Below are 23,568 nucleotides of genomic sequence, written 5' to 3'. Positions count from 1 at the left end.
CCCGGCACGCACCCCCTGGCAAGGCGGCCGCGCACGCTTCGGAGCACCCCGACCCTGGAACAAGACCACCCGCGACGACAGCGCCAGCTCCGGCATCCCGCCCACATAACCGCCCCGCCCCGCGGCGCCACCCACCACGGGCGGCGCCGCACACGCACGTCCAGACACCCTCGCGGGCGGCGCATTCGGGTGCGCGATCGGCTCGCCTGGCCGGTAAGCGGGTGAGCGGGGGAGCGGGCGACCTAGCCCGATGCTCGCGCCGCGCGCTCGAGCAGCGGCGACAGCTGGGTGCTGGTGACCGCGCGTGCGGCCTGCGACGATCCCGCCTCGAGGGCCTCCCACAGCGCGTCGCCCCGGAGCTCCGCGGCGCCGCCTACCCGGAGGGCGTGCGACATCACCCCGGCCGCGAAGGCGTCGCCCGCCCCGTTGGGGTCGACCACGGTGACCTGCGGCGCCTCGACCCGCGCGAAGGACCCGTCGGGTCCCACCGCGATGGCGCCATGCGCGCCCAACGTGCAGACGGCGAGCGTCTTGCCCTCGGCGATGAGCCCGCGCAGGTACGTCGACGGATGCGTGATCCGGTCGCCGTTCATCAGCACCACGTCGGCCGCCTCCACGAAGGGTCGGTGGAAGCTCTGCTCGCCGTCGTAGTCGTGGACGTCGACCCACACCTCGCGCGCGAGAGCGGTGACCTCGGGGATGAGGCTGCGCGACAGGTCGGCGAGGTCGAGGAACACCGCGCGTGCGTGACCCAGCGCCTCGCGCGCCGTCGCGCGCGCCCGCCGGAGCTCCTCCTCGCCGATCGCCCCGGCCTGCTGCAGGTAGATCGAGACCCGCTCGCCGCGGGCGGACATGAGGTTGAGGTGCCTCTCGGTGGGCCCCTCGGTCAGCACGGGCCGCACGTCCACCCCGCACCCCCGGAGGACGTCGACGAGGCCCTGGCCCACCGCATCGTCCCCTTGGGTGGTGAGGAGCGTGGTGGCGACGCCACGATCGACCAGGTGCAGCGCCTTGCCGGCCGAGGTGCCGCCGAGCGCCGTCGCGGAGGAGCGCGCGAACACCGTGTGCGGCTCGCGGCGCGGAAGCTCGTCGAGCTGGACTATCTGGTTCTCGCTCGTGGGTCCGACCACGAGCACGTCGAGCTCAGTCACGCCGTCCTGGAGCGACGGCGGTCGAGCGCCGCACCGTGAGGTCGTAGGGAAGGCGCAGCGCGGGGTGCTGCTGCGAGGCCTGCGGGCGCAGCTCGGAGAGCAGCGCCTCCGCGGCGAGGCGACCCTGCTCGACCGGGCGCTGGTCGACGGTGGTGAGCTCGAAGAACTGGCCCAGCTCGTGCCCGTCGATGCCGATCACGCTCACGTCCTCCGGCACGCGCAAGCCCAGCGAGCGTGCCGCGAGGATGGCGCCGATCGCCATCTCGTCGGAGGCGGCGAAGATCGCGGTGGGACGGCGGCGCGGGTCGCCGAGGATCTGCAGGGCGGCGCGGTGGCCGCCCTCGATGGTGAAGTCGCCCTCGAGCCGCAGGGCAGGGTCCACGGGGACGCCGGCCGCGATCAACGCGTCCTCCCAGCCCTGGCGGCGTCGCTTGGGCAGGTGGAAGTCGAGGTCGAAGCCCTCGGTGCCGCCGATGAACGCGATGCGACGGTGGCCCAGCGAGGTGAGGTGGGAGGTGGCGAGCTCGGCGACGGCGCGGTCGTCGAGGCTGAGCGTGGTGACCCCCGCGAGCGGTCCACCGAGGCCCACCATGGGCTTGCCGAGGTCGTGGATCCGCCCCAGCTCCTCCTTGGTGAGCTCGAGCGACACCGCGATGAACGCGTCGACGCGCTTGCGGCCCAGGAACTCGTTGAACAGCCGGCGCCGGCGCTCGGGATGCCGCGTGGTGTCCTCGAGGTGGTAGAGCGTGAGGTCGTAGCCGGCGTCGGCGAGCGCGCGGTGCGCGCCCTTGAGCACGTTCGCGTAGTACCAGCTGCCCAGGAAGGGCATGACGATGCCGACGTTCCGGGTGCGGCCCGATGCGAGGGACGATGCGGTGGCTGAGGCGACGTAGCCGAGGCTGCGGGCCGCGTCCTCCACCTTCTGGCGGGTGGCGGCGGAGACCGTGGACTTGCCGGACAGCGCGCGGGAGACGGTGGCCGTGGACACGCCGGCCAGCTCAGCGACCCCTTGGATCGTCGCCACCACGGCTCCTTCCGTCCGGTGCGCCGGCCCGCCCCGCCTGGAGGCGGGCCGGCGCCACTCTGCGGGAATCCTACTCGGGCACGCGCACCCAGACCGTCGCGTCCGCGGGCAGCATGCCGTCCTCGAGCGCGTGCGAGGCGACCAGCACCTCGCCCTCGACGGCGACGGGCGCGCCGCTGACGTTCGCGACCACGTGGACGTCGCCTACGCGGTGGGCGAGGACGCCCTCGGGGGTGACGTCCCAGGTCACCGCTCCGGCGCCGACGCCGAGGCCCAGCTCACGGCGCAGGCGCAGAGCGGCGCGGTACATCTCGAGCGTCGAGCCCTCGGCGCCCAGCTGACGGTCGCGTGCGAGCACGCCGTAGACCTCGGGCTGCGGCAGCCAGGTCTCGCCGGCGGGGGAGAAGCCGAACGCGGGGGCCTCGGCCTCCCACGGCAGCGGCACGCGGCAGCCGTCGCGGCCGTAGCGCTCACCCTCGGTGCGGTGCCAGGTCGGGTCCTGACGTGCGTCGCCGGGGATGTCGATCGCCTCGGGAAGGCCCAGCTCCTCTCCCTGGTAGAGGTAGGCGCCGCCGGGCAGCGACAGCATGAGCAGCGAGGCCGCGCGGGCGCGGCGGATGCCCTCGTCGATGTCGGGCAGGCCGGGGGAGTCCGGACCGACGCCGTGGCCCTGAGGGGTGTCCTCGCCGAGCGCGAGGCGCGTGGCGTGGCGGATCATGTCGTGGTTGGACAGCACCCAGGTGGAGGGGGCGCCCACGGCGCCGAACGTGGCGATCGAGTCGTCGATCACCTTCCGCAGCGCCGCCGCGTCCCACGGCGTCTCCATGTAGCCGAAGTTGAACGTCTGGTGCATCTCGTCGGGACGCACCCAGTTCGCCATGAACTCGAGCGGGTACACCCAGGCCTCGGCGGCGAGGATGCGGTCGCCCTCGTACTCGTCGACCACGGAGCGCCAACGGCGCCACACCTCGTGGACGCCGTCCTGCGCCCAGTACGGCGACTTCGTGGCTGCACCGCCGCCCATCGACGCCTCCTCGTCCGACTGCACGAAGTCGGGCAGGCCGTCGGCCTTGATGAGGCCGTGAGCGACATCGACCCGGAAGCCGTCGACGCCGCGGTCGAGCCAGAAGCGAAGGGTGTCGTCGAACTCGGCACGCACCTCCTCGAGCTCCCAGTTGAAGTCGGGCTGCGACGTGTCGAAGATGTGCAGGTACCACTGGCCGGGGGTGCCGTCGGCCTCGGTGACGCGGGTCCACATGGGGCCGCCGAACACGGACTCCCAGTTGTTCGGCGGCAGTTCGCCGGTCTCGCCCTTGCCGTCGCGGAAGATGTAGCGCGCGCGCTCCGGCGAGCCGGGGGCCGCCGCGAGCGCGGCCTGGAACCACGGGTGCTGGTCGCTCGAGTGGTTCGGGACGATGTCCGCGATCACGCGCAGGCCCAGCCCGTGGGCGCGGGACACCATGGCGTCGAAGTCCGCGAGGGTGCCGAACAGCGGGTCGACGTCGCGGAAGTCGGAGACGTCGTAGCCCGCGTCGCGCTGCGGCGACGTGTAGAAGGGCGACAGCCAGATCGCGTCGACCCCCAGGTCCGCGAGCGCGTCGAGGCGGGCCGTGATGCCGCGCAGGTCGCCCACGCCGCTGCCGTCCGAGTCCGCGAACGAGCGCGGATAGATCTGATAGATGACGGAGGAGCGCCACCACTCCTGATCGGGCGTGCGGGGGGCGGCGTCGGTGTGGGCCACGGTGTCCTCTCGGTTCGCGTCGGGCCCGGCTCTCGGGCGCGAAGGAACCCGCGTGCGCTTCATCGGACTCGCGGGGTCCCGCCCAATGTAAGCGGTTGCAGTCTCGCGGTGCAAACCGGCTCGCCTGAGGCGGTTCGCGTGCCCGGCCGTGCCCGCCGCGCACCCCCGGGAATCGACCCCGCACAGTGGTTGTTACGTCACCCATTCGCGCCCGCGCGCATGCACGTGTGCGACGCGTTCGAGGAGGAACCATGACCGCCACCTGCCCCAGCCGCCGCCGTACCCGTGACCAGGCGACCCGTGCCGCAGCGCCGGCCGCCGCATCGTCCCCCGGCCCGCTGGACCCGCCCGCCGCGACCCTCCGCACCGCCGTCACCGTGCCCCTGCGGTTCCCGGACGGCTATGCGACCACCGGTCGCGTCATGACCTTCGACGGGTTGGTGGACGGGCGCGAGCACCTGGCGATCGGCCTGGGCGACTGGGAGGGCGCGCTCGCGCGCTCCGCCGCGGACGGCGAGGCGCCGCTGGTGCGCCCGCACTCGGAGTGCCTCACGGGCGACGTGCTCGGCTCGGAGCGCTGCGACTGCGGGCCGCAGCTGCGCGAGGCCGTCGAGCGCATCGCCGAGGCAGGCGGCTTCCTGCTGTACCTGCGGCAGGAGGGGCGCGGCATCGGGCTGTACGCGAAGCTCGATGCGTACGCGCTTCAGGACGCGGGGCTCGACACGTACGAGGCGAACCTCGCGCTGGGCCACGGCGAGGACGAGCGCGACTACGCGCCCGCCGCGCAGATGCTCCGCGCCGTGGGAGCCGACCGCATCCGCCTCCTGTCCAACAACCCGGATAAGGCCGCGCAGCTCGAGCTGCTGGGCGTCGACGTCGAGGAGCGCGTGCCCACGGGCGTGCACCTCACCGAGGCCAACGCTCGCTACCTCGCCGCCAAGGTCGACCACACGGACCACACGCTCGCGCTGCCCGGTCTCGCCTGACCGCTCGCCGCTCGCCCCTCGCCGCTCGCGCGGACGCCGCTCCTGGCAGACTTGACCCCAGGGGTCCTGACGGGCCCGGGGGAGGCGTGGTGAAGCGCATCGTCGTGTGCTGTGACGGCACGTGGAGCAAGGCCGACCAGGCGCGGCCCACCAACGTGGTCAAGCTGTACCGCGCGGTCCTCGAGAAGGCGCCCGACGGCGTCGAGCAGCGCGCGCACTACCTGCCCGGCGTCGGGACGCGGCCCGGCGAGCGGATCCTCGGCGGCGTGTTCGGGTGGGGGCTCTCGCGCGAGGTGCGGGACGGGTACCGCGCCGTCGCCGAGGACTACGAGCCGGGGGACCAGGTGTTCCTGTTCGGCTACAGCCGTGGCGCGTACACGGCGCGCTCCATCGCGGGCTTCCTGCGCAACGCCGGCGTGCTGCTGCCCGAGCACCGCGGGCGGCTCGACGAGGCCTACGCGCTCTACCGCGACCGGTCCAAGGACACCGCCCCTGGCGCGGCCCGCGCGGAGGAGTTCCGCGCCGCGTACTCGCACCCGGACCTGGAGATCGAGTTCGTCGGCGTGTTCGACACGGTGGGGTCCCTGGGCATCCCGGGCTCCTCGATCCCCGTGATCAAGTGGTTCAACAGGAAGTGGAGCTTCCACGACACCACGCTGTCGAGCAAGGTCCGCGCCGCCGCGCACGCCCTCGCGATCGACGAGCAGCGCACCGCCTTCGCACCCACCCTGTGGGACCGGCCCGACCGCGACCCCGCGCAGGTGCTCGAGCAGGTGTGGTTCGCCGGCTGCCACTCCAACGTGGGCGGCGGAGGCGGCACGGACACGGGGCTGTCCGACATCGCCCTCGGGTGGATCGCGCACATGGCCATGCGGCGGGGCCTCGCGTTCAGGGACGATGCGTTCGTCGAGGGCCGCCACCTCGCCGCCGGGGCCTCCGCGATGGTGCCGTACGCGCCTGACTCGATGGCGCACTTCAACGACTCGCGGAGCGGGCCCTTCACGCTCTGGTCGCCGTTCGTGCGGCCGTTGCTCGCGACCAAGGACGGCAACGAGACGCTGTCCTCGACCGCGGTGGCCCGCCACGCTGCGCGCCCCAACACCAAGCCGCAGAACCTCATCGACGCGCTCGCGGGGGTGCACCGCATCACCCAGGTGTGAGGGAGGGGGCCGACGTCTGAACCTGCGCCTCAGATCACCAGCCACCCGGTCGCCAGCCCGACCACCCCGACCACGGCGGCGCCCAGCGACACCGCCAGGATCACCGCCTCCCGCGGGCTGAACCAGCGCCGCCCCTGCTCGCGCCGCACCATGATGAACAGGATCGACGCGGGCGCGTAGATGATCGAGGACACGAGCACGAAGTCGAGGCCCGCGGCGAACAGCAGGAACACCACGTACGCAGTCGCGAGCACCCCGAGCGCCAGCTCGCGGCGTCGCTCCCGAGCCTCGACCCCCACGGTGCCGTACCCGTCCCGCTGCGCCGCGATCTTCAGCAGGTAGCCGGCCGCGAACAGGAACGGGATGAGCGACAGCGCGCTCGTGAGGTCCACCACGAAGTTCACCGCGTCCGCGGACACCAGCACCACCAGGAGCATCGCCTGCGACAGCACGGTGGTGGTGAGCAGCGCCGCGACCGGCACGTCGCGGTCGGACTGGCGCGCGAGGAAGCGAGGCATGTCGCGGTCCTTGGCGGCCACGAAGAGCAGCTCCGCGGCGATCATGGTCCATGCGAGGTACGCCCCGAGCACGGACACGATCAGGCCGACCGAGACGAACACCGAGCCCCACCCGCCTACAGCCGCCTCGAGCACGCCCGCCATCGATGGCTGCCGCAGCTGCGCCATCTCCGCGGCGGGCATGATGCCGTAGCTCACCATGGTCACGGACGCGAAGATCGCGAACACGCTGAGGTAGCCGAGCACGGTCGCGCGGCCCACGTCCTTGCGCCGGCGCGCGTGCCGCGAGTACACGCTGGCGCCCTCGACCCCGAGGAACACGAACACCATCACCAGCATGGTCGCGCGCACCTGCTCGAACAGCGCCACGTCCGACGGCCCTGCCATGTTGTCCGCGAACACCTGCGGATCGACGTAGAACAGCGCGATCACGATGAACACCAGGATGGGCACCAGCTTCGCGAGCGTGACGATCCGGTTGATCGCAGCCGCCTCGCGCACCCCCTGACGCACCAGCAGGTAGAAGCCCCACAGCCCTGCGCTCGACAGCACCACGGCCAGCACCGTGTCGCCCTCGCCGAGCGCCGGGAACAGACCGCCGAGCGTCGACATGATGAGCACCCAGAAGGACACGTTGCCCACGCAGGTGGTGGCCCAGTAGCCGAACGCGGAGAAGAAGCCCAGGTACTCCCCGAACCCGGCCTTCGCGTACGCGTAGATGCCCGCGTCGAGGTGCGGCTTGCGGTTCGACAGCGCCTGGAACATCAGCGCCAGCGTGAGGGTGCCCACTCCCGCGATGGACCACGCGATGAGCGCGCCCGACACCCCGGTCGCCGCCGCGAACCGACCCGGCAGGGTGAACACGCCGGCGCCCACCATGGTGCCCACCACCATGGTGGTCATGGTGAGCAGGGAGAGCTTGACGGGCGCGCGCTCGGCGGTCTCGCTCATGCGCCCTCCTCCCGTCCCCTCGAAACCTAGCAAGTCCAGGGACGATGCGCGGGCTGGGCGACCACGGGAAGGTGGCCCGCGCATCGTCCCTTGTCAGGACGCGGCGAGCGTGAAGCCGAAGCCCACCACCGCCCAGACGCCGGCGGCGATGCGCCCCTTCTGGTACGCGAAGGGGATCATCGAGGTGGTGAGCATCGCGACGAGCGCTCCGGTGGTCAGCGCGGCGAGGCGCGCACCGTTCACGGACCCCACCGCGTCGGCGACGCCGTAGCCGATCGCGGAGAACACGCCCGCGGCGACCACCACGGAGCCCCACAGCAGGATCTGCTTGCGCGCGGGCCAGCCGCTCGCGCGCATGTCCGCCGCGGGCGGCAGCGCCTGCGGGATGTTGGACACCCACACCGAGACCGCGAGGGCGGGGCTCACCAGCCCGGCGACCATCTGGATGCCGAAGATGAGCGACTCGGGCAGCGCGTCCACGATGTTGCCCACCACGATCCCCATGGCGCCCGACGTGCCGAAGCGCCGCTCGACCAGCGTGTCCGCGACCACGTACACGAACGCGCCCACCAGCAGCCAGATGCCGATCTCGAGGTTGCCCAGCGACGCCTGCGCCTCGGGGACCAGCTGGAACGCGGCGGCGGCGATGAGCGCCCCCGCGCCCAGACCGGCGAGCTGCCCGACGGCGCGGTCCGGCAGCGTGAATCGGTAGACCACCAGGGCGGCGAGCAGCAGCGACGACTGCGCCGCCACGCCCACCAGGAGTGCCCCGATCACGCTCTCACCGTAGGACGGAAGCGCCGGTCAGGCGCGGTATGGGCGCGGCTCACACGCGCGCGGGGCTGCCGCGCATGACCAGCGGCTCGTCGAGCAGGCCCGCGTACGCCGCGCGCTCGGCGTCCGTGAGCGGCCGGGGGCGCTGCGTCCCGGGGTCGAGGTACACCAGCGTGGTGATCACGCGCACGCACTCCTCGCCGGTGGACGCGCGCAGCACGTGGTGGATCTCGCAGCTCGCCCCGCCCAGGCGTGCCGCCCAGATGTCGACCTCGACGGGCTCGGGCGACCACGTGAGCTGGCGGAGGTACTCGACCTCGTGGCGGGCGACCACCACCGGGGCGCGACCCCCGCGGGTCACCACCCCGCCGGCGCCCGCGGAGGCTGACGCGGACCCACGGATGAGCGGGTGGAGCGCCCTGATCCGCACCTCCTCGAGCAGCGTGAGGTACGCGACGTTGTTGACATGACCGTTGGAGTCCACGTCCGCCCACCGCAGCTCCACCGGGACCGTCAGCCGGGGCATCCGGGTGACCCGCGCATCGTCCCTACGCCGTGAGGACGGACGCGCGGTCCGCCTCGCGCAGGGCGACCTTGTTGACCTTGCCCGCCGCGTTGCGCGGCAGCGCCTCCACCGGGACCAGCGCCTTGGGCTGCTTGAAGCGGGCGAGCCGGTCGCCCAGCCAGGCCTGCAGGTCCGCGATGTCGAGCGCCTCGCCCGGGCGCAGCACCACGGCGGCGACCGGCACCTCGCCCCAGCGGTCGTCGGCGCGGCCGTACACGGCTGCCTCCACGATCGCGGGGTGGGCGAACAGGGCGTTCTCGACCTCCGCGCAGTACACGTTCTCGCCGCCGGAGATGATCATGTCCTTGAGGCGGTCGACCACCCACACGAAGCCGTCGGCATCCTGGCGGACCAGGTCGCCCGAGTGGAACCAGCCGCCCTCGAAGGCCTGCGCGGTCTCCGCGGGCTTGCGCCAGTAGCCCTTCATGAGGCTCGGGCCGCGGTACACGATCTCGCCCACGGCGCCCGGCTCGACGTCCGTGAGGTCCGCGTCGACGATCCGGTACTGCACGGTCGCGAGCGGCCTGCCCACGGACCCGAGGTGGTGGATCGCGTCCTCGCCGCGCAGCGCGCAGGTGATGGGGGACATCTCGGTCTGGCCGAAGACGGCCACGTTGAGCGCGTCCGGGAACGTCTCCGCCATGGTGCGCAGCAGCGTGTCGGAGGCGGGTGCGGCGCCCCAGCTGATGACGCGGAGCTTGAGGTCGCGCTCACGGATGCCGGGGACCGCGCAGATGGCCTGCCACTGCTGCGGCACGTTGAACACGATGGTCGCGCCCTCGCGCTCCCACGCGTCGACGATCTCCTCGGGGTTGAACGCGCCCAGCGGGTGCAGGACGGTCGGGATGCCGACGATGAAGTTCGCGCCGATGGACCCCAGGCCCGCGATGTGGAACAGCGGGGCCGTGAGGAAGGAGACGTCGGACTCGTCGAAGATGTTGTTGACCCGGAGCACCGTGAGCGACTGCGCCGCCATGTTGAGGTGGTCGAGCATCGCGCCCTTGGGCTTGCCCGTGGTGCCCGAGGTGTACATGATCAGGCACGTCGCGTCCTCCGCGACGTCGGGCGCGGTCCAGTCGCCCACGGGCTCGGCGAGCAGGTCAGCCATCGCCTCGTGGCCCTCGCCGGCCTCGCCCATCACGATCACGCGGGTGAGGCGGCTCGTGACCTGCTGCGCGGCCGCGATGACGGGCGCGAGCGGCTGGTCGACCACCACGACGTCGCCGTCCGCATCGTCGATGATGTAGGCGAGCTCGGCGGGGGAGAGGCGGATGTTCATGGGCACCGCGATCGCGCCCAGGCGGTTGATCGCGAACACCGTCTCGATCACCAGCGGGTGGTTGAGCGTGAGCATGAGCACGCGGTCGCCGGCGCCGACGCCGCGACGCGCCAGGGCGGCCGCGATGGTGTCCATGTGCGACGCGACGTCGCTCCACGTGGTGACGGCGCCCCGGAACCTGAACGCGGTCGCGTCGGGCCTCATGGCGGCGTGCGTGAGGACCTGGTTCATCCAGTGGTTGCGGCGGACTGCGGTGGGGATGGCGGACGTGGCCTCGCTCATGACATGCACCTCTTTGTAGACGTCGAGCTGTCCGGGCCCCGGCGCCCTTGCCGCGACCCGCCTTGCGCTGCCGGCCATCGGTGGGGACCAGCTAGCAGCATGTTACTCACGATTCACATTTTCGCGCTACCGCTTCCTGCGCGCGTGTCGCGGGCATTAGGGTGACCAACGTGAGCGAGACCACGGCGACGGAGCAGGTGCGCAGGCGCCCGCGCGACCGTCGCCAGGCGATCGAGGCGGCCGCCGCCGCGCTGTTCGCCGAGCGCGGCTACCACCGCGTCGCCATGCAGGACGTCGCCGACCGGGTGGGCATCACCGCGGCCGCGCTGTACCGCCACTTCGAGAACAAGTACGACCTCTTCCGCGAGGTCGCGCTCGGTCTCGTCGCACGCCTCGACGAGGCGACGGCGGACGTGCCCCCGATGGCCGCGCCCACGCCCTCGGCCGCGCGCGAATCCGTCGACGCGCTGCTGGACGCGATCGCCGGCGCCACCATCGGCATGCGCGCCACCGGCGGCATCTACCGCTGGGAGAGCCGCTACCTCCACCCCGAGGACCGCCGCGCGGTCCGCGACGCCTTCGCCCGGCTGCGCGCACGGCTCGCCGAGCCCGGCGCCGTGCTCCGCCCCGACCTGGACCCCGAGACGCTCGACCTCGCCGCGCTCGCGGCGCTCAGCGCGATCGCGTCCGTCACCACCCACCGCACCGCCATCCCCGTCGCGCACCTGCGCGTCCTGGTGGACGATGCGGCGGCCAGGGTCCTCTCGCGCGTCACCGTGGCCGCGCCGGCGGCGGGGGAGGAGCCGGAGGCGCCCGCGATGCCGCGCCGCCGCAAGGACCAGCTCACCCACGCCGGGATCGCCCTGTTCGCGGAACGCGGCTACCACGAGGTGCGCTTGGAGGAGATCGCGTCCGCCGTGGGCCTCACGCCGTCCGGGGTGTACCGCCACTTCGGCAGCAAGGCCGACATCCTGCTGACGGCCTGCGCGCGGGCGTCCGCCGCGCTCGACGCCGCCGCCGAGGAGGCCCTCGGTTGCGACGAGCCGCGCCGGGCGCTCGGGATCCTCGAGGACGCCTACATCCGCTTCGCCGTCGAGGACCGCGACCTCATGGACGTGTACTTCGCCGACGTGGGCGCGCTCGAGGCGGAGGACCAGCGCCGGCTGCGCCGGGTGCAGCGCGCCCACGTCGACGACTGGGTCGAGCTGCTGCTCCGCGTGCGCCCGGAGCTCGAGCCGCGCGAGGCGAGGTGCCTGGTGCATGCCGGGTTCAACGTGGTGGCGGATCTCGCCGTGGCGCTGCGCCGCAGTCCGGCACCTGTCGCGCAGGCGTGGATCGCGCCGGTGCTCGAGGCGGTGCTCGGGGTGTAGCCGCGCACCGCTAGTGCTTCGCGCCCTTCGCCCGGCCGTGCAGCATCGGGATCATCTTGGTCGCCGTGTGCAGGTCCTTCTCGGTGCGGTCCATGGTGAGGAGGTTGAGCGCCGCCTTGCGCGTCTGGCGCGCCACGGACTTGACCACCGAGAACTCGCGCAGCCCGTCCGCGCCGTGGATGCGCCCGAACCCGGACTGCTTGACGCCGCCGAACGGCAGCGCCGCGACGCCCGCGAACCCCAGCACCGAGTTGATCGACACCGCGCCCACCCGCAGGGCGGCCGCCGCACGGTTCGCCGCGGCCTTGTCGCGTGTGAAGACCGCCGCCGTGAGACCGTACGGGGTGGCGTTGGCCCGCGCGACCGCCTCCTCGAGCGACGCGACCGGGTTGATGATCACCAGCGGGCCGAAGGTCTCCTCGCGCACCGCCTCCGAATCCTCGGACACCCCGGTCACCACCACGGGTGCGACCACGCGCTCGTGGACGCTGTCGAGACCGCCGAGCGCGGCCGTGCCGGTCTCCAGCGCCGACGCCACGTGGCGACGCACCACGTCCACCTGCGACGGGAGCGTCATCGGTCCGTACTGCGCGTCCTCGCCCGAGGTGCGCAGGCGCTCGGCACGCTCGACCACCTTCGCGACCAGCGTCGCGTGCACCGTGTCCACCGCGTAGACGCGCTCGACCCCCGCGCACGTCTGGCCCGCGTTGCCCATCGCTCCGAACACGATGAAGTCCGCCGCGGCGTCGAGGTCCGCGTCCGCCGCGACCAGCAGCGCGTCGGAGCCGCCGCACTCGGCGACGATGGGCGTGAGGCTCTCGGCGGCCGCCGCCATGACCTTCTTCGCGGTCGCGGTCGAGCCGGTGAACGCGATCTTGTCGACGCCGGACGCGACCAGCGCGGCGCCCGTGGCGCGGCCGCCGGTCGCGGCGACCAGGACGTCGTGGCCCACGGCCTCCGCCCAGCGCTCCGCGATCCATACCGCGGGCCCGGGCGTCAGCTCCGAGGGCTTGAACACCACGGCGTTGCCGGCGGCCAGCGCGTACGAGATCGAGCCCATGGGCGTGTAGAACGGGTAGTTCCACGGCCCGATCACGCCCACCACGCCGTAGGGCTCGTAGCCCACGGTGGCGTGCTGGTTGTAGTTGACCAGGCCCGCCTTGACCTTGCGGCGCCTGAGGACGTGCCTCGCGTTCTTCGCCGCCCAGTCGAGGTGGCCCAGCGTGAGCATCACCTCGAGCACCGCGTCGCCGTGCGGCTTGCCCGTCTCCGCGGCGATCACGTCCGCGAGCTCGCCCGCGCGCAGCGCGATCGCGGACTTCCACCGCAGCAGGTGCGCGCGGCGCTCCGCGAAGGGCAGCGCCGCCCACCACGCAGCGCCGACGCGGGCGCGCGCCAGGATCGCGTCCACCTCCGCCGCGTCCGCGGCGGGGTAGGAGGCGACGATGCGGCCGTCGACGGGGCTGTGCGTGGTCACCTCGGTGGCGGGCTGGGTCTGGTCCATGAGCGTCATCGCCTGGTCTCCTACTCTCCATTGAGCGGATAAGTGAATCGCAATTCACATGCTAGGGCGGGGGGTTGCGTTCCGCAAGGCGGTTTCTAATAGAATTTAGAAATATGGAGCCCCACGCGACCGGCACGGAGGTCCCGCACGCGACGCCGAAGTCCGCGCAGACCCGCCAGCGGATCCTCGACGCCGCCGCCGAGGTGCTGTCGCGCAAGGGCTACGCCGGCACACGGCTCGCCGACGTCGCCGCCGTCGCCGGGGTCCAGGCGCCCGCGATCTACTACTACTTCGGGTCGCGCGACGCGCTGGTCGAGGAGGTCATGTGGGTGGGCGCGCACCTGGTGCGCCTGCACGTCGAGGAGGTGCTGGCGGCCCTGCCCGAGGGCGCCGGCCCCATGGACCGCCTCATGGTCGCGGTGGACGCCCACCTGCGCTTCGAGCTCCAGCTGTCCGACTACGCGACCGCGTCGATCCGCAACGCCGGCCATGTGCCCGAGCAGCTGCGCGTCCGTCCCGCCGCGGAGGAGGCGCTCTACAGCCGCCTGTGGCGCGACCTGTTCGTCGCCGCTCAGCAGGCCGGGGAGGTGCGGGCGGACCTCGACACCAGCATGTTCCGCCTGCTCCTGCTGGGCGCGATGAACTGGGTGGTGGAGTGGTGGAACCCCCGTACGCGGTCGCTCGACGAGCTGGTGGCGACCGCGCAGGGGATGGTCAGGCACGGAGCAGGGGCTCGCTGAACAGCTCCAGCCGCGAGCGCAGGATCGCCTCCGCGTCGGCGACCATCCGCCGCACCACGTCGCCCGCGGGCGGCACGTCCCGGATGAGGCCCTGGACCATGCCGACGGTCCAGATGCCCGCGTCGAGGTCGCCGTCCTCGAACACCGTGCGGCCGCGCGCGCCCGCGACGAGCGCGCGCACGTCCTCGAACTGACCGCCCTCGGCGAGGATCTGGACCACCTCGTCGCTCACGGCGTTCTTCGCCACGCGCGCGGTGTTGCGCAGCGAGCGGAAGATCAGGTTGGTGTCGAGCTCGGTCGCCTCGACGATCCGGTCCTTCACCACCTGCGACACCGGCGACTCCACCGTGCACATGAAGCGCGAGCCCATGTTGACGCCGTCGGCACCTAGCGCGAGCGCCGCCGCGAGCCCGCGCCCGTCCGCGAAGCCGCCCGACGCGATGAACGGGATGGTGAGCGCGTCCGCCGCCGCGGGGATGAGCACCAGGCCGGGGACGTCGTCCTCGCCGGGGTGGCCCGCGCACTCGAAGCCGTCGATGGACACCGCGGTCACGCCCACCCGCTCGGCCTTGAGGGCGTGACGCACCGACGTGCACTTGTGGATCACCTTGACGCCGTGCGACCGGAACATGTCCATGTGCGGCTCGGGGTTGGAGCCCGCGGTCTCGACGATGGTGACGCCCGCGTCGACGATCGCCCGCCGGTACTCGTCGTACGGCGGCGGGTTGATCGACGGCAGGATGGTGAGGTTGACCCCGAACGGCTTGTCCGTGAGGGTCCGCGCCCGCTCGATCTCCTTGACCAGGTCCGCGGGCGTGGGCTGCGTGAGCGCGGTGATGATGCCCAGGCCGCCGGCCTCGGACACCGCCGCGGCGAGCTCGGCCCGCCCGACCCACATCATCCCGCCTTGGACCACCGGGTGCTCGATCCCGAGCGCCTCCGTGAAGCGTGTGCGCAGCATGGCCGCCTCCTACTCGTAGATCTCGCCCACGGCGGCGCGCGCCACCAGCGAGGCGGGCGGACGGAACCGCTCGCCGTAGCGGTCCGCGAGCTCGTGCGCGCGGGCGACGAATCCCGGCAGCCCGCCGGGGAACTGGTTGACGTACTGCAGCACGCCGCCCGTCCAGGCCGGGAAGCCGATCCCGAAGATCGACCCGATGTTCGCGTCCGCCACGGACGTGAGCACCCCGTGGTCGAGGCAGTCGATGGTGTCGAGCGCCTCCGCGAACAGCATCCGGTCCTGGAGATCCGCCAGCGGCATCTCGACCGAGCCCGACGCGTACCTCTCGCGCAGTCCCGGCCAGATGCCCGTCCGGCGGCCGGCCTCGTCGTAGTCGTAGAAGCCCTGACCCGCCTTGCGCCCGGGGCGCCCGGCCTCGTCGACCATCCAGTCCTCCACGGCCTCGGCGGGGTGCGCCACCCACTCGCCACCCTCGGCCACCTGGGCGGTGCGAGTCTCGGTGCGGATCTTCTGGGTCAGCGCGAGCGAGAGCTCGTCGACCAGCTGCAGCGGCCCGGCGGGGTAGCCCGCCTGCAGCGCCGCCTGCTCGACCGACGCGGGCTCGACGCCCTCTCCCACGGCCGCGACAGCCTCGTCGATGAAACGCCCGATCACGCGCGACGTGAAGAAGCCACGCGCATCGTTCACCACGATCGGCGTCTTGCGGATCTGCAGCACGAAGTCGAACACCTTCGCCAGCACCTCGTCCGACGTGCGGCGCCCGCGCACGATCTCGACCAGCGGCATCTTGTCGACGGGGGAGAAGAAGTGGATGCCGATGAAGTCGTCCTCCCGGTGCACGCCTTCCGCCAGCAGCGAGATCGGCAGCGTCGACGTGTTGGACCCGAGCACCGCGCCCGGCAGCACCACGTCCTGGATCTCCTGGAACACGGCCTGCTTGACCGGCACGGACTCGAACACGGCCTCGATCACGAAGTCGACTCCGCCGAAGTCCCGCGGGTCGCCCGTGGTGGTGATGCGGGCGAGCAGCTCCTCCGAGCGCTCGGGCGTGGTCTGGCCGCGGCTCAGCGCCTTCTCCTCGAGCCGCCGCCCGTAGTCCTTGCCACGCTCCGCCGCCTCGACCGAGACGTCCTTGAGGACCACCTCGATGCCGGCCTTCGCTGACACGTACGCGATCGCGGCGCCCATCATGCCCGCGCCGATCACGCCGACGCGCTTGGCCTGGTAGGTCGGGTAGCCGAGCGGTCGGCTCGCGCCCTTGTTGATGCTCTCGAGGTCGAAGAAGAACGCCTTGATCATGTTCTTGGCGACCTGCGTGTGGGTGAGGTGCACCAGGTAGCGGGTCTCGATGGACGATGCGGTGGCGAAGTCCACGTACGCGCCCTCCACCGCGGCGGCCATGGCGGCACGCGGGGCGGGTAGCGGGGCGCCCTTCAGCTGGCGGCGCAGCATCGCGGGCATGGCGGCGAGCACCGGCGCGAGACCGGGCGACGTGGGCGCGCCGCCCGGGATCCGGAAGCCCTTCTCATCCCACGGCTTCACCGGCGCGGGGTTCGCGGCGATCCACGCCTTCGCGCGGTCGCGGATCTCCGCGGCGGGCGCGACGTCGTCGATCAGGCCGGCGGCCATCGCGCCCTCGGCGGTGAACTTGGTCGCGGGCAGGATCACGTCCGCGAGCGCCTTCTGCAGGCCCAGCATGCGGACCACGCGGGTGACGCCACCGCCGCCGGGCAGCAGGCCCAGGGAGACCTCGGGCAGCCCGAAGCGCGCGCCCTTGACGTCCGAGGCCGCGATCCGGTGGTGCGTCGCGAGCGCGACCTCGAGGCCTCCGCCGAGCGCGGTGCCGGTGAGCGCGGCGACCACGGGCCGCCCGAGCTGCTCGAGGCGGCGCAGCAGCGCCTTGACGTGGTCGATGTGCGCGGCCTCCTCCGCGGCGCGCGACGGGTCCGCGGCGCGCAGCAGGTTGAGGTCGCCACCGGCGAACCAGCTCTTCTTCGCGGACGCGAGGATCACACCGGTGATCCGGTCCCGCTCGGCCTCGAGCCGCTCCACGGTGACCTCGAGCGCGGACACGAAGTGCGCGTTCATGGTGTTGACCGCGCTGTCCGGGTCGTCCATGGTGACGGTGACCACGCCGTCGGCATCCTGCTCCCAGGCGTAGCCGCGTGCCAGCTCCGCCGTCTCCTCGATGACGCTCATGCTCAACCCCTCTCAGACCCGCTCGATGATGGTCGCGACGCCCATGCCGGCGCCCACGCACAGCGTGGCGAGGCCACGCGTCAGGTCCCGGCGCTCGAGCTCGTCGAGCAGCGTGCCCAGGATCATGGCGCCGGTGGCCCCGAGGGGATGCCCCATCGCGATCGCGCCGCCGTTGACGTTCACCTTGCTGTGCGGGATGCCCATCTCGCGCTCCCAGCGCATCACCACGGACGCGAACGCCTCGTTGAGCTCGAACAGGTCGATGTCGTCGACCTCGAGGCCCGCCTTGGCGAGCGCCTTGCGGGTCGCCGGTGCCGGGCCGGTGAGCATGATGGTGGGCTCCGAGCCCGCGACCGCGGTCGCGACGATCCGCGCGCGCGGGGTGAGCCCCAGCCGCTCGCCGATCTCCGCGCTGCCGATCACCATGAGCGCCGCCCCATCCACGATCCCGGACGAGTTCGCCGCCGTGTGCACGTGGGAGATCCGCTCGACCCGGTGGTACTTCTGCAGCGCCACCGCGTCGTAGCCCGCCTCCACGCCCACGGTCGCGAACGCCGGGGCCAGCGCGCCCAGCGACTCCACGGTGGACCCGGGCCGGCGGTGCTCGTCCGTTTCCAGCAGCGTCACCCCGTTGAGGTCCTTCACCGGGACCACGGAGCGATCGAACCGGCCCTCGCGCCACGCATCGTCCGCCCGTCGCTGCGACTCGACGGCGTAGGCGTCGACGTCCTCGCGCGAGAAGCCCTCGAGGGTCGCGATGAGGTCCGCGCTGACCCCCTGGGGGATGAAGTGGAGGTCGTAGTTGGTGGTCGGGTCCTGGACGTACGCGCCGCCGTCGGAGCCGAGCGGGATGCGCGACATCGACTCGACGCCGCCGGCGAGCACCAGGTCCTCGAAGCCGCTCGCGACCTTCTGCGCCGCCGTGTTGACCGCCTCGAGGCCCGACGCGCAGAAGCGGTTGAGCTGCACGCCGGCGACGGTCTCGGGCAGGCCGGCGACCAGTGCCGCGGTGCGGGCGATGTCGCCTCCCTGCTCGCCTACGGGCGAGACCACGCCCAGCACCACGTCGTCGATCAGCGCCGGCTCGAGGGTGGGGTTGCGCGCCTCGAGGGCGTGGATGAGGCCCACCACGAGGTCGACGGGCTTGGTGCCGTGGAGCGCGCCGCCCCTGTTCCTGCCGCGCGGGGTGCGGACCGCGTCGTAGATGAATGCGTCTGCCATGGCTTCCTCTCAGAGTCCCAGGCCCCGACCGACGATCTCCTTCATGATCTCGGTGGTGCCGCCGTAGATGGTGGTGATGCGCGCGTCCTCGTAGTCGCGCGCGATCCGGTACTCGCGCATGTAGCCGTAGCCGCCGTGGAGCTGGAGGCAGCGGCCCACCACGTCGACGTACTGCTCGGTGGTGTGGAACTTCGCGGCCGCGGCGTCCTCGGGCGAGAGTCGTCCGTCGTTGTGCCGGACCAGGCAGGAGTCGATCCACGCGCGGCTCGCGCGGACCGCCGTCACCATCTCCGCGAGCTCGAAGCGCGTGTTCTGGAAGGACCCGATGGGCTTGCCGAACGCCGTGCGCTCCTTCACGTACGCGAGGGTGCGCTCGAGCACGCCCTCGCTCGACGCGACCGCGGCGGCCGCGATGGAGACGCGCTCCTGGGGCAGGTTGTTCATGAGCCCGGCGAAGCCGGAGCCCTCGGGACCCAGCAGGTTGGCCGCCGGGACGCGGACGGCCTGGAAGTGCAGCTCGCTCGTGTCCTGCGCGTGGAGGCCGATCTTGTCGAGCTTGCGGCCGCGTGAGAAGCCAGGGGAGTCGGTGGGGATGACCAGGAGGCTCAGCCCGCGGTGCGGGTCGGGACCGGTGCGCACCGCGGTGACCACGAGGTCGCAGTTCTGGCCGTTGGAGATGAACGTCTTGGAGCCGGTCACCACGTAGTGGTCGCCGTCGCGCACCGCCGCGCAACGGATGCCCGCGAGGTCGCTGCCGGTGCCGGGCTCCGACATCGCGACCGCGACGATGCTCTCGCCCGCCGCGATGCCCGGCAGCCAGCGGGCCTTCTGCTCGTCGGAGGTGAGGTCGGTGAAGTAGGGGATCACGATGTCGTTCGACAGCGCGATGCCCGCCATCCCCGAGGACACGGGGTTGCGGGCGAGCTCCTCACCCATGATCGCGTTGAAGCGGAAGTCGTCGCTCCCACCGCCGCCGTGCTCCTCGGGGATCCCGAAGCCCAGGATCCCGGCCTCTGCGGCCCTGGTGAAGAGCCAGCGGTCCACCCGGCCCTCCTCGTCCCAGCGGTCGGCGTGCGGCCGGGCGTGCTGCTCGACGAACGCGGCGACCATGCGGCGGAACTGCTCGTGCTCGTCCTCGTACAGGTCGCGCGGACCCGTGGCTCCCGTCGTGGCGCTCAGTCCGGGGCGGCTGGCGGTGGCGGTCATGCGGTCTCCGATCCTCGTTGATCTCGACGTCACATTTTTTATATCACATTAGAAAGTTGACCCGCCAGACCTTGTGTCGCGGCGTTTTGTTGCCATACTGGCGGCGTCGGTTTGAATCGCGATTAAGCAGACGCGCAACGGAGCGCGGGCGAGGGAGCAGCGATGACGCGGGTGGACGATGCGCCGGGCAGGCTGGCCGGGAGGGTCGCCGTGGTGACGGGCGCGAGCCGGGGGATCGGGTTCGCGATCGCGCGCCGCCTGGCGGAGGAGGGCGCCTCGCTCGTTCTCACCGCGCGCGGCGAGGAGGGCCTCGCGGAGGCCGCCGCGGCCCTCCCCGCGGAGAGGGTGCGCACCGTCGCCGGGCGCGCCCAGGACCCCGACCACCAGGCGGAGTCGGTCGCGGTCGCGGTGCGGGAGTTCGGCGGCCTCGACATCCTGGTGGCGAACGCGGGCATCAACCCGGTCTACGGGCCGCTGCTCGGGCTCGAGCACGAGGCCGCGCGGAAGGTGCTCGACGTCAACGTCCTCGGGACGCTCGCATGGGTGCAGGCCGCGTGCGCCGCCGGGCTCGGGGAACGACCCGGCGCCTCGGTGCTCGCGATGTCCTCGGTCACGGGCGCCGTCCCGTCGCCGGGGATCGGCTGGTACGGCGTGAGCAAGGCCGCGGTCTCGCACCTCACGGTCACGCTTGCCGCGGAGCTCGGTCCGCGGATCCGCGTCAACGCGCTCGCGCCGGCGGTGGTGCGCACCCGGTTCGCGCGTGCGCTCTACGAGGGGCGCGAGGAGGAGGTGGCCGCACGCTACCCAGCCGGACGCCTGGGCGAGCCGGGGGACGTCGCGAACGCCGCGGCATTCCTGTGCTCGGACGACGCGGGCTGGCTCACGGGCCAGGTGCTCACGCTCGACGGAGGGCTCCGCGCGGCCGGGGGCGTCGCATGAGCGCCGCGGACGTCGCGGAGGTGGTCGCGCGATCCCGGAGGTTCGTGCGCGACGTCGTCATCCCGGCTGAACCCCTCACCGGAACCCCGTTGGACCCCGAGGCACGGGCTGCGCTGCAGCGGCAGGCGCGCGCCGCCGGGGTGTTCGCCCCACACGTCCCGGTCGAGCTCGGCGGGCTGGGCCTGCCCCTCACCGCCTGGTCGCCCGTGTTCCAGGAGGCGGGGTACTCGCCCATCGGCCCGGCGGTGCTCAACTGCATGGCGCCCGACGAGGGCAACATGCTCCTGCTCGAGCGCCTCGCCACCCCCGCCCAACGCGAGAGCTTCCTGGTGCCGCTCGCAGCCGGGGACGTCCGATCGAGCTTCGCGATGACGGAGCCGCACCCGGGCGCGGGATCCGACCCGGCCGCGCTCGCGACCGTCGCCCACCGGAGAGGCGGCCGCTGGGTGATCGACGGCGAGAAGCGCTTCATCTCCGGCGCGGAGGAGGCGGCCTTCGCGATCGTGATGGCGCGCACCCCGGACCTGGGCGAGCGCGCGGCCACCATGTTCCTGGTCCCGATGGACGCGCCCGGCGTCGAGATCGGCCACGCGATCCGCACCCTCGAGACCGCCATCACCGGCGGTCACCCCCACGTGCGCTACCACGGCGTCGAGGTGGGGGAGGAGGCGGTGCTCGGGACCCCCGGCGAGGCGTTCCGGCACGCGCAGCTGCGCCTGGGCCCCGCGCGTCTCACCCACTGCATGCGGTGGCTGGGTCTCGCGCGCCGTGCCCAGGACACGGCGCTCGACCGGGTCCGCTCCCGTGAGCTCTTCGGCCACCCGCTCGGGGAGCTGGGCCTCGCGCAGGCCCTGCTGGCGGACTCCGAGATCGACCTCGCGAGCAGCGCGGCCCTGATCGACCGGGCCGCCGCCTCCCTGGTGGCCGACCCGCGGGAGGGGGCCACCGCATCGTCCCTCGCGAAGGTCCACGTGTCGGAGGCGGTGGGCCGCGTGATCGACCGTGCCGTGCAGCTGTGCGGCGGCGACGGGGTCACGCACGAGCTGCCGCTGCTGGGCTTCCTCAACGAGGTGCGGCCGTTCCGCGTGTACGACGGCTCCAGCGAGACCCATCGGTGGGCCATCGCGCGGCGGGCGATCGCCCGGAGGCGCGCGGAGGTGGAGGACGGCGAGGCGGCCCTCGACGTCGCCGAGGGCGCGCGGTGATCCCGCTCCCCGAGGCGCCGCTGGGGCGGTACCTCGACGGGCTCGGCGTGCCGCCGGGGGAGATCGCGTGGCGTCGCATCGGGGACGGCCAGGCGAACCTCACCTACGAGGTGACGCGCGGCGGGGACCGCATGGTGCTGAGGCGCGGCCCTCGACCGCCGTTCCCGCCCTCGGCGCATGACATGGTGCGCGAGGCGCGGTTCGTCGCCGCGATGGGGCGCGCGGGCGTGCCGGTGCCACGGGTGCGGGCGGTGTGCGAGGACCCCGAGGTGATCGGCGTGCCGTTCTACCTCATGAACCTCGTCGACGGGCACGTGATCACCGACGCCCTGCCGCCCGGCTTCGAGGCGCCGGGGGCGGGGCGCGCGACCGTCGACGCGGCCGTCGACGCGCTCGCCGCGCTTCACGCGGTCCCGCTCGAGGGCGACGTCGCCGCGCTGGGTCGCCCCGACGGCTACCTTGAGCGCCAGGTGCGCCGCTTCGCTCAACTGTGGCCGCTCAACACCCGCCGCGAGCTTCCGCGGCTCGAGCGCGTGGGGGAGGAGCTCTCCGCGACGCTGCCCGCCACCTCGCGGTGCGCCGTGGTCCACGGCGACTACCGGCTGGGCAACCTCATGTTCGCCGCCCCGGGGCGGGTCGCCGCGATCCTCGACTGGGAGATGGCCGCGCTGGGCGATCCGCTCGCGGACCTGGGCTACCTGGTGGCCACGTACTCGCAGGAGGGGTGGCCCGTGACCCCCATGGACCTCACGCCCGTGACGGCCGCGCCCGGCTTTCCCACGCGCGCCGATCTGGTCGCCCGGTATGCCGTGCATACCCAGGCGGACCTGTCGGCACTAGCCTGGTACGAGGCGCTCGCGCTGTGGAAGTCTGCGATCTTCTGCGAGGCCATGTACACGCGTTGGCTCGACGGGCAGCGGCCCGGAGATGGCTTCGCACCGACGCTCGTCACCGGTGTCCCCGCGCTCGCGGACGCCGCTGCCGAGGCGCTGGCACGGTTGGAGAAGGGAAGTACATGAGGATCCTGGTGCTGATGAAGGTGGTCCCGGACACGTACCGGGACCGCTCGTTGTCGCTCGAGACCGGCCTGGTGACGCGCGTGCCGGACGACGCGGTGCTCGACGAGATCGACGAGCGCGCCCTCGAGGTCGCGCTCGCGTACGCCGACGGCAACCCGGACACCGAGGTGGTCGCGCTCACCATGGCGCCCACCTCCGCGATCTCCAGCATCCGCAAGGCCCTCGCGATCGGCGCGACCGACGCGGTGCACGTGGTGGACGAGGCCCTGGTGGGCGCGGACACCATGCTCACCGCCGAGGTCCTTGCCGCCGCCGCCCGCCATGCGGGCTTCGACCTTATCATCGCCGGCAACGCCTCCACCGACGGCTGGAGCGGCGCCGTCCCGGCCGCCATGGCCGAGCTGCTCGGCCTCCCCGCCGCGACCTTCCTGTCCTCCGTCGAGATCACCACCGACGGCGTCTCGGGCGTCCGTGCCTCGGACGGCGCGGAGGTGAGCATCACCGCCCCGCTCCCCGCGCTCGTGTCGATCACCGAGCAGCTGCCCAGCGCGCGCCTGCCCAACTTCAAGGGCATCATCGCCGCGAAGAAGAAGGAGATCGGCACCCTGTCCCTCGCGGACCTGGGCGTCGACGCCGACGACCCGGAGAAGGCGCGGTCCATCATGATCGCCGCCAAGGAGCGCCCGGCCCGCGAGGCCGGCGTGAAGATCGTGGACACGGGCGACGCGGGCGAGCAGCTCGCCGCGTTCCTGGTCGAGAACAAGCTGGTGTGA

Annotated in this window: 20 protein-coding genes; 8 read left to right on the top strand and 12 right to left on the bottom strand. The window is 72.7% G+C overall.

Features of this window, described 5'->3' with window-relative positions:
* Positions 1-242: 242 nt before the first annotated feature.
* The 3 genes from AOM05_RS07505 to AOM05_RS07495 form a co-directional block, all read right to left on the bottom strand.
* Positions 243-1,151 (bottom strand): carbohydrate kinase family protein, encoded by a 909-nt coding sequence (locus tag AOM05_RS07505; RefSeq protein ID WP_062520844.1) that lies wholly within the window; start codon positions 1,149-1,151, stop codon positions 243-245.
* The gene (locus tag AOM05_RS07500) at positions 1,144-2,175 is read right to left on the bottom strand and encodes a LacI family DNA-binding transcriptional regulator (RefSeq protein WP_062520842.1); all 1,032 of its coding nucleotides are present in this window, start codon (positions 2,173-2,175) and stop codon (positions 1,144-1,146) included. The genes AOM05_RS07505 and AOM05_RS07500 overlap by 8 nt, the downstream gene beginning before the upstream one ends.
* Before the next feature lie 70 nt (positions 2,176-2,245).
* Positions 2,246-3,979 carry a glycoside hydrolase family 13 protein gene (locus AOM05_RS07495; RefSeq protein WP_082097353.1) on the bottom strand — a complete coding sequence of 578 codons (1,734 nt, stop codon included), beginning with the start codon at positions 3,977-3,979 and terminating at the stop codon, positions 2,246-2,248.
* Positions 3,980-4,167: 188 nt separating this feature from the next.
* Here AOM05_RS07495 and AOM05_RS07490 point away from each other — a divergent pair, with 188 nt between their 5' ends.
* Both AOM05_RS07490 and AOM05_RS07485 read left to right on the top strand, forming a co-directional pair.
* Positions 4,168-4,902, top strand: coding sequence for a GTP cyclohydrolase II (locus AOM05_RS07490; RefSeq protein ID WP_156165092.1), 735 nt, complete (start codon positions 4,168-4,170; stop codon positions 4,900-4,902).
* Positions 4,903-4,991: 89 nt separating this feature from the next.
* Positions 4,992-6,062, top strand: coding sequence for a T6SS phospholipase effector Tle1-like catalytic domain-containing protein (locus AOM05_RS07485; protein ID WP_062520838.1), 1,071 nt, complete (start codon positions 4,992-4,994; stop codon positions 6,060-6,062).
* Between the two features lie 29 nt (positions 6,063-6,091).
* Here AOM05_RS07485 and AOM05_RS07480 read toward each other — a convergent pair whose 3' ends face one another.
* The 4 genes from AOM05_RS07480 to AOM05_RS07465 form a co-directional block, all read right to left on the bottom strand.
* Positions 6,092-7,531: a basic amino acid/polyamine antiporter gene (locus AOM05_RS07480; RefSeq protein ID WP_062520836.1), complete on the bottom strand. Its 1,440-nt coding sequence runs from the start codon at positions 7,529-7,531 to the stop codon at positions 6,092-6,094.
* Between the two features lie 93 nt (positions 7,532-7,624).
* A complete protein-coding gene (locus AOM05_RS07475; RefSeq protein ID WP_062520834.1) occupies positions 7,625-8,308 on the bottom strand; it encodes a ZIP family metal transporter in 684 nt (227 codons plus the stop codon).
* A 49-nt stretch (positions 8,309-8,357) separates the two neighbouring features.
* The gene (locus AOM05_RS07470; protein WP_062520832.1) at positions 8,358-8,831 is read right to left on the bottom strand and encodes an acyl-CoA thioesterase; all 474 of its coding nucleotides are present in this window, start codon (positions 8,829-8,831) and stop codon (positions 8,358-8,360) included.
* Positions 8,832-8,853: 22 nt separating this feature from the next.
* Positions 8,854-10,431, bottom strand: a complete 1,578-nt coding sequence (locus tag AOM05_RS07465) for a long-chain-fatty-acid--CoA ligase (RefSeq protein WP_062520830.1) — start codon at positions 10,429-10,431, stop codon at positions 8,854-8,856.
* Between the two features lie 170 nt (positions 10,432-10,601).
* Between AOM05_RS07465 and AOM05_RS07460 the strand changes: the two genes are divergently transcribed.
* Complete coding sequence (locus tag AOM05_RS07460; protein ID WP_062520828.1) at positions 10,602-11,801, top strand: TetR/AcrR family transcriptional regulator; 1,200 nt, start codon at positions 10,602-10,604, stop codon at positions 11,799-11,801.
* A 10-nt stretch (positions 11,802-11,811) separates the two neighbouring features.
* On the opposite strand, the gene AOM05_RS07455 is transcribed toward AOM05_RS07460, so the two are convergent.
* Positions 11,812-13,314, bottom strand: coding sequence for an aldehyde dehydrogenase family protein (locus AOM05_RS07455; protein WP_062520826.1), 1,503 nt, complete (start codon positions 13,312-13,314; stop codon positions 11,812-11,814).
* A gap of 104 nt (positions 13,315-13,418) precedes the next feature.
* Between AOM05_RS07455 and AOM05_RS07450 the strand changes: the two genes are divergently transcribed.
* Positions 13,419-14,045 (top strand): TetR/AcrR family transcriptional regulator, encoded by a 627-nt coding sequence (locus tag AOM05_RS07450; protein ID WP_062520824.1) that lies wholly within the window; start codon positions 13,419-13,421, stop codon positions 14,043-14,045.
* Here AOM05_RS07450 and AOM05_RS07445 read toward each other — a convergent pair.
* Genes AOM05_RS07445 through AOM05_RS07430 form a run of 4 tightly spaced genes read right to left on the bottom strand, consistent with a single transcriptional unit; the run spans position 14,020 to position 19,632 of the window.
* A complete protein-coding gene (locus tag AOM05_RS07445) occupies positions 14,020-15,006 on the bottom strand; it encodes an NAD(P)H-dependent flavin oxidoreductase (protein WP_062520822.1) in 987 nt (328 codons plus the stop codon). The genes AOM05_RS07450 and AOM05_RS07445 overlap by 26 nt on opposite strands.
* A 9-nt stretch (positions 15,007-15,015) precedes the next feature.
* Positions 15,016-17,205 carry a 3-hydroxyacyl-CoA dehydrogenase NAD-binding domain-containing protein gene (locus AOM05_RS07440; protein WP_062520820.1) on the bottom strand — a complete coding sequence of 730 codons (2,190 nt, stop codon included), beginning with the start codon at positions 17,203-17,205 and terminating at the stop codon, positions 15,016-15,018.
* 12 nt (positions 17,206-17,217) lie between these two features.
* A complete protein-coding gene (locus AOM05_RS07435; RefSeq protein ID WP_062520818.1) occupies positions 17,218-18,426 on the bottom strand; it encodes an acetyl-CoA C-acetyltransferase in 1,209 nt (402 codons plus the stop codon).
* A gap of 9 nt (positions 18,427-18,435) precedes the next feature.
* Positions 18,436-19,632: an acyl-CoA dehydrogenase family protein gene (locus tag AOM05_RS07430; RefSeq protein ID WP_062520816.1), complete on the bottom strand. Its 1,197-nt coding sequence runs from the start codon at positions 19,630-19,632 to the stop codon at positions 18,436-18,438.
* 162 nt (positions 19,633-19,794) lie between these two features.
* Here AOM05_RS07430 and AOM05_RS07425 point away from each other — a divergent pair, with 162 nt between their 5' ends.
* Genes AOM05_RS07425 through AOM05_RS07410 form a run of 4 tightly spaced genes read left to right on the top strand, consistent with a single transcriptional unit; the run spans position 19,795 to position 23,568 of the window.
* Positions 19,795-20,571 carry an SDR family oxidoreductase gene (locus tag AOM05_RS07425; protein WP_062520814.1) on the top strand — a complete coding sequence of 259 codons (777 nt, stop codon included), beginning with the start codon at positions 19,795-19,797 and terminating at the stop codon, positions 20,569-20,571.
* Entirely contained in the window at positions 20,568-21,776 is a 1,209-nt protein-coding gene (locus AOM05_RS07420) for an acyl-CoA dehydrogenase family protein (RefSeq protein ID WP_062520812.1), read from the top strand. The genes AOM05_RS07425 and AOM05_RS07420 overlap by 4 nt, the downstream gene beginning before the upstream one ends.
* Positions 21,773-22,795: a phosphotransferase family protein gene (locus tag AOM05_RS07415; RefSeq protein ID WP_062520810.1), complete on the top strand. Its 1,023-nt coding sequence runs from the start codon at positions 21,773-21,775 to the stop codon at positions 22,793-22,795. Before AOM05_RS07420 ends, AOM05_RS07415 begins: the two co-directional genes overlap by 4 nt.
* On the top strand, positions 22,792-23,568 hold the full coding sequence (locus AOM05_RS07410) for an electron transfer flavoprotein subunit beta/FixA family protein (RefSeq protein ID WP_062520808.1): 777 nt from the start codon (positions 22,792-22,794) through the stop codon (positions 23,566-23,568). The genes AOM05_RS07415 and AOM05_RS07410 overlap by 4 nt, the downstream gene beginning before the upstream one ends.

Source organism: Demequina silvatica, from assembly GCF_000971215.1.
Lineage (GTDB): Bacteria > Actinomycetota > Actinomycetes > Actinomycetales > Demequinaceae > Demequina > Demequina silvatica.
This window is presented reverse-complemented; position numbering and strand designations above follow the sequence as displayed.